Here is a 4,357-nt window from a genome sequence, read left to right as displayed (position 1 = left end):
TTGTCGTGCTCCCACGAAGGGATGTCTCCTTCCCCGCCCTCGATACAGAGTTATGTACCTTTTTGTTACCTCTGTCTAGTTTGGCAGGGAGGGGTCCGGCGTCCCAGACCGCATATGATCAGCTGAGCTTTCGAATGTGCGCTTGAAGTCAGGACACTCTACGAGCGGTTCGTGCATGCACGTCGAGGCATGGTGGAGACCGTCGCGCATCCGAGTGAGCCGGGCGATGTCCTCCTCCAGTGCCGACGCCTTCTCCGCCATGTGTGCACGCAGCTTGGTGTCGTCGGGTGTGGCCAGCAGGAACCTGGCGATCTCGGCGATCGTGAACCCGGCACCGCGGGCGCAGGCGATGAGTGCGAGGCGCTCGAGAACGTCGGGCCGATAGGCGCGGCGCAGGCCGTTGCGACCCGCCGAGGCGATGAGGCCTCTGTTCTCATAGAACCGCAGCGCCGAAGGCGCCAGCCCGGAACGCTCGGCCACTTCGGCGATGTCCAGCAGCGACTCGACCACCATATCCCCCTTGACTTGAACCGCGCTTCAAGTCACAGACTAACCGCCATGAACATCCATCACCTCAACTGCGGGTCCGTACGGCAGATCGAGGCCACCTACGACGGCCCGGCTCCTGCGCACGCCGTCAATCACTGCCTGCTGGTCGAGACCGACTCTGACGGCTTGGTCCTCATCGAGACCGGCCTGGGCCTCGACGACGTCCGCAACCCAGGCGACACCCTCGGCTCCGACTGGGTCGAGATGGCTCAACCCGTACTGGCCGAGGAGGAGACCGCCATTCGCCAAGTCGCCCGGCTGGGATATTCTCCCGGCGATGTACGCCACATCATCGTGACCCACCTCGACGTAGACCATTGCGGTGGCCTACCCGACTTCCCAGATGCCCAGGTCCATGTCCTTGCCGCCGAACTCGAAGCAGCGACCACCGAGGCGCCTAGCTTCCGCTACCGTCCGGCCCACTGGGCACACGGCCCGAAGTGGGTCCCCTACACCCCCGTGCCGGGCGAGGAATGGTTCGGGTTCACCTCCGTCCAGCCGAAGGGCCTGCCGCCGGAGATCCGGCTGGTCCCACTCGGCGGTCATACCGCCGGCCATACCGGAGTCGCCGTGCGCGAAGGCGATCGCTGGCTCCTGCACTGCGGTGACGCCTACTACTACCACCGGGAACTCGACAGAAATCCGCATCCGCACCCCCTTCTCGACCTCGTGCAGACCAGTTCGGAAGTCCACCATGACCTCCGGCTCGGCACTCAGGCCCGACTGCGCGAACTCGTCCGCGACCACGGCGATGAGGTCTCGGTCATCAGTGCTCACGATCCGTGGGAGCTGGACCGCTACCGTTGACCCTGGGCTGACGCGCAGCACGGCAGTAGATCCACGGGACATGCCCCAGTGAGGCCCGAGAAAATTTGATGCGGTACACCAACGCGAGCCGCCCTCGCCTCGCTGCTGGTCTGCCGGTCTGAACGGGCAGCGCTTGTAGGTGAGTTTTGAGAGGGCGGTTTGTGGACGTGTTGACATAGCCGGGTGAGTTGGCTGCGACTTCACACTGTAGGCGGCAATGGCGTCGATGACCCCGGGACTGCAAGATCTGTCCACGGCCTCACCAACGACGCGACGATCTACCAGTCGCATGCGGCCCCTGTGAGGATCGTAAAGATCCGTTTCCGGCGAACAAGGGAGCGATGTGTGAAGACCGGTCAGCAGCCGAGTGCAGCACTACCGGCAACTCCGCTATAGCCAGCCATGGCTCGACGTGGCCATGTGCTGGACCGTAGTGGTCCCAGACAGTGGCCAAGCGCTCCCTTTGCACCAGCTCGCCGCCCGGCTCAGCGGAGATGCGCCGCACCAGCTCCATGAGCCGGCGCTGCCCAAAGCTGTCATGCTCCCCTACGAAACCGACAATCCCGTGATCGCTGATTGGTGCGGATCCGCCGCCATGCTCGTGGAGGGCGGCTACCTCGGATCAATGCCCGCCGTGCTCCGGCGGCTCAGCCAGGGAGCCTGCGCCTACAGCGCCTGGTGGAACGTCAACCTCCACAACAGGCTGAGTTTCGCGGCCGGAGGCGAGTTCGTCCTGGCGATCGACTCATTCTGTCCCGGGCGCCCGGACGACTATGCCGGTATCGGCCAATGGCCTGAACTGCAGGCGATGACGGACTTCTTCGTCGACTTCGAGGAACGCGGCGAGGGCTACGACTGGCAGGCCGCCATGCTCGCGGTGATCGACCAGACCACAGGAGCAAGGCTGACCAGCGAGTGGCTGGAGCAACCACATCCGTACATAGCGGTCCGCATGCCCGACGCGGCACGCTGAACCCCTGAGTGCTCGGCTGGGAAACGATCACGACCATCCTGGGAAGCGATCTTCGTGAGGCCGTCATCGTCACTGCTCAACCACACTCGTGAACGCCCCACAAGACGAAAGGCCCGATTCCAGATCATGGAACCGGGCCTTTTTTGCTGTTCAGAGGCTATGAGGTCGTTTCCCCTTCGGGTCGACGTAGGCTCTTCGGTTGAGCGAGCTGTTGATCTCGGTGAGGAAGGCCGCCGCCTCCCGCTTGGTGGCGAAGGTCTTCTTGGTGGCGAAGGTCTTCGAGCGTTGCCGGTCGGCCTGGTCACGCCGGTTCGCCCGGTAGGTGCCCGCCTTGGTCTTGATGATGTGGCCCATGTCGGCGCTCCCCGTCTTCCGTCAGTCCGTTGACAGCGAGCGCGGCCGGGGGGGGCTTCGCCGAACCTATGCCGGAGGCTGATTCGCACTTGAGATGCGGGTGTCCTGCGCAACGCGGCAAGGCCGTCGTCGATGGATGTCCCTGAGACGAGCGGGGCAGGAACGAGGAACTCCGGCCGGTGTGGCCGGTCGCTGACGATCAGTGGCCATGTATGCGAGAGATCGGGGGATCTCTGGCGAGCTCATCCGCCGCCCACCGCAGGTGGAGCTGATCCCGATCAAGATCACCCAATTTTCGCGGGCGGGACGCAGTCTTCGACGGCGGGGATATCGTGAACCGGGTCGCTGCCAACTACCTCGACGTAGTCCAGCTCGGCCGCAAACGATCCGTGGTCGTGCTGGAATCGCAGCGTGTTCCATTTGTGGTTCAGCTTTAGCTCGAGCGACGCGCGCGACCAGTTTGTCCAGGTGAGAGTAGTCGGATAATTCAGTTTGCCCTGGCGTGAGCCATTCACCGTCACGTACTGCCGCGCGTTGCCGTCTGCGGCGCTATATCGCACGTTCACTCTATAGGTGTCGGTCCTGGGCGCGTACACCTTGATTTCGACCCAGCTGTCCGGGAAGTTCAAATGGCCCATCGAAGCGTTGTTCGATGCGCCGTCGATATTGTGAAGGCGCAACGCATTGCTGCAAGGGCCGTCCTCGGCCTCGTAGCGAACCGACGCATCCGATACGACGACGAGGACGATCAGGGTGGTCACCATGACAGCCGACACGGCCGCGATCAGCAGGACCGTACGACGTCGGGGGGCGCGGGCGGGCTCGGGTGTCCCCGTGGTGGAGGCGCCGTCGTCGACGGGTCGGCTCCGCAGTTGCGCGCGCAACGCCAGCATCGCGACGACCAGTCCGCCCGCGCCCGTGAACGTGCCGATCACGCTGGCCCGTTGGCTCAGCATTTCCAGTATGTCCTTCTGCAGATCGAGTGGGTCGACCAAGATCCAGGTCAGCCCCATTCCCAGTAGGACCAGCAACGCCACGCTCGCGGCGATCCACACTGCCCGCCGCTGCCGTGAACCGAGCGCTCGCTCCTGCTCTCCCGCCGCATTTGACATGGTTCCAGGGTGGCCTCTCGATCACCCCAGGCGGACACCGGTAAGGAAATTGTTGCCCTCGTGTTCAGAATTGGTCGCGTTATAGCGGCGTCCGTAGCCGGGCGGGGACCGATTGTGAAATGTATAGAATAGGGGCAAATTGTCCATTATTTCCTGATTGGTCGGCAGGTGCCATGGGCGATGATCGTGCTGTCGGAGCATCGATCAGCGTCAATTGCCCGGTGGTCGCATCGTCCGTTTTTGACAGGCATGTTCCGTCTATCCCGCTAATCTGCGCCGACGCCCGTCGGCGTCTGCGGCCGCGAAGCGCAGCAGGCGGAGGCCCTCCTCGGTCACGGCGGCCTCGTCCTGTCCGGCCAGGGGTTCGAAGAGCTTGACGACCAACGTCGCCGCATCCTTCCTGTCGCGTCCGGGCCACCGTTCGGCCAGCGCCCTGCCGAGCTCGGGCCTGCTCACCGTGCCCTGGTCGAGGATCGCGCGCACCGCGGCGGCCAGCTCGGCGAGGTCCAGTCCGGCGGTGGACCCGCCGAAGGCGCCCCTCTGCCGGCGGTCCAGCATCGGC

Annotated in this window: 5 protein-coding genes and 1 pseudogene; 2 read left to right on the top strand and 4 right to left on the bottom strand. The window is 64.3% G+C overall.

Annotated features, from left to right (window positions below; all coding sequences use genetic code 11):
* Nucleotides 1-75: 75 nt before the first annotated feature.
* The gene (locus tag AB0J58_RS44220) at nucleotides 76-513 is read right to left on the bottom strand and encodes a MerR family transcriptional regulator (protein ID WP_364227667.1); all 438 of its coding nucleotides are present in this window, start codon (nucleotides 511-513) and stop codon (nucleotides 76-78) included.
* Between the two features lie 45 nt (nucleotides 514-558).
* Here AB0J58_RS44220 and AB0J58_RS44215 point away from each other — a divergent pair, with 45 nt between their 5' ends.
* Nucleotides 559-1,356 carry an MBL fold metallo-hydrolase gene (locus AB0J58_RS44215; protein ID WP_364227664.1) on the top strand — a complete coding sequence of 266 codons (798 nt, stop codon included), beginning with the start codon at nucleotides 559-561 and terminating at the stop codon, nucleotides 1,354-1,356.
* A 538-nt stretch (nucleotides 1,357-1,894) separates the two neighbouring features.
* Entirely contained in the window at nucleotides 1,895-2,329 is a 435-nt protein-coding gene (locus tag AB0J58_RS44210; RefSeq protein ID WP_364227661.1) for a DUF6461 domain-containing protein, read from the top strand.
* A 150-nt stretch (nucleotides 2,330-2,479) separates the two neighbouring features.
* On the opposite strand, the gene AB0J58_RS44205 is transcribed toward AB0J58_RS44210, so the two are convergent.
* From AB0J58_RS44205 to AB0J58_RS44195, 3 genes and pseudogenes are all read right to left on the bottom strand, one after another.
* The gene (locus AB0J58_RS44205) at nucleotides 2,480-2,683 is read right to left on the bottom strand and encodes a hypothetical protein (protein ID WP_364227658.1); all 204 of its coding nucleotides are present in this window, start codon (nucleotides 2,681-2,683) and stop codon (nucleotides 2,480-2,482) included.
* Between the two features lie 284 nt (nucleotides 2,684-2,967).
* Nucleotides 2,968-3,795: a hypothetical protein gene (locus AB0J58_RS44200; RefSeq protein WP_364227655.1), complete on the bottom strand. Its 828-nt coding sequence runs from the start codon at nucleotides 3,793-3,795 to the stop codon at nucleotides 2,968-2,970.
* Nucleotides 3,796-4,053: 258 nt separating this feature from the next.
* Nucleotides 4,054-4,357, bottom strand: a pseudogene (locus tag AB0J58_RS44195) (hypothetical protein); the annotation flags it as partial.

The organism is Streptosporangium sp. NPDC049644, from assembly GCF_040675205.1.
Lineage (GTDB): Bacteria > Actinomycetota > Actinomycetes > Streptosporangiales > Streptosporangiaceae > Streptosporangium > Streptosporangium fukuiense.
The sequence above is the reverse complement of the archived record's forward strand: the minus strand, read 5'-3'. Positions and strand labels throughout refer to the sequence as shown.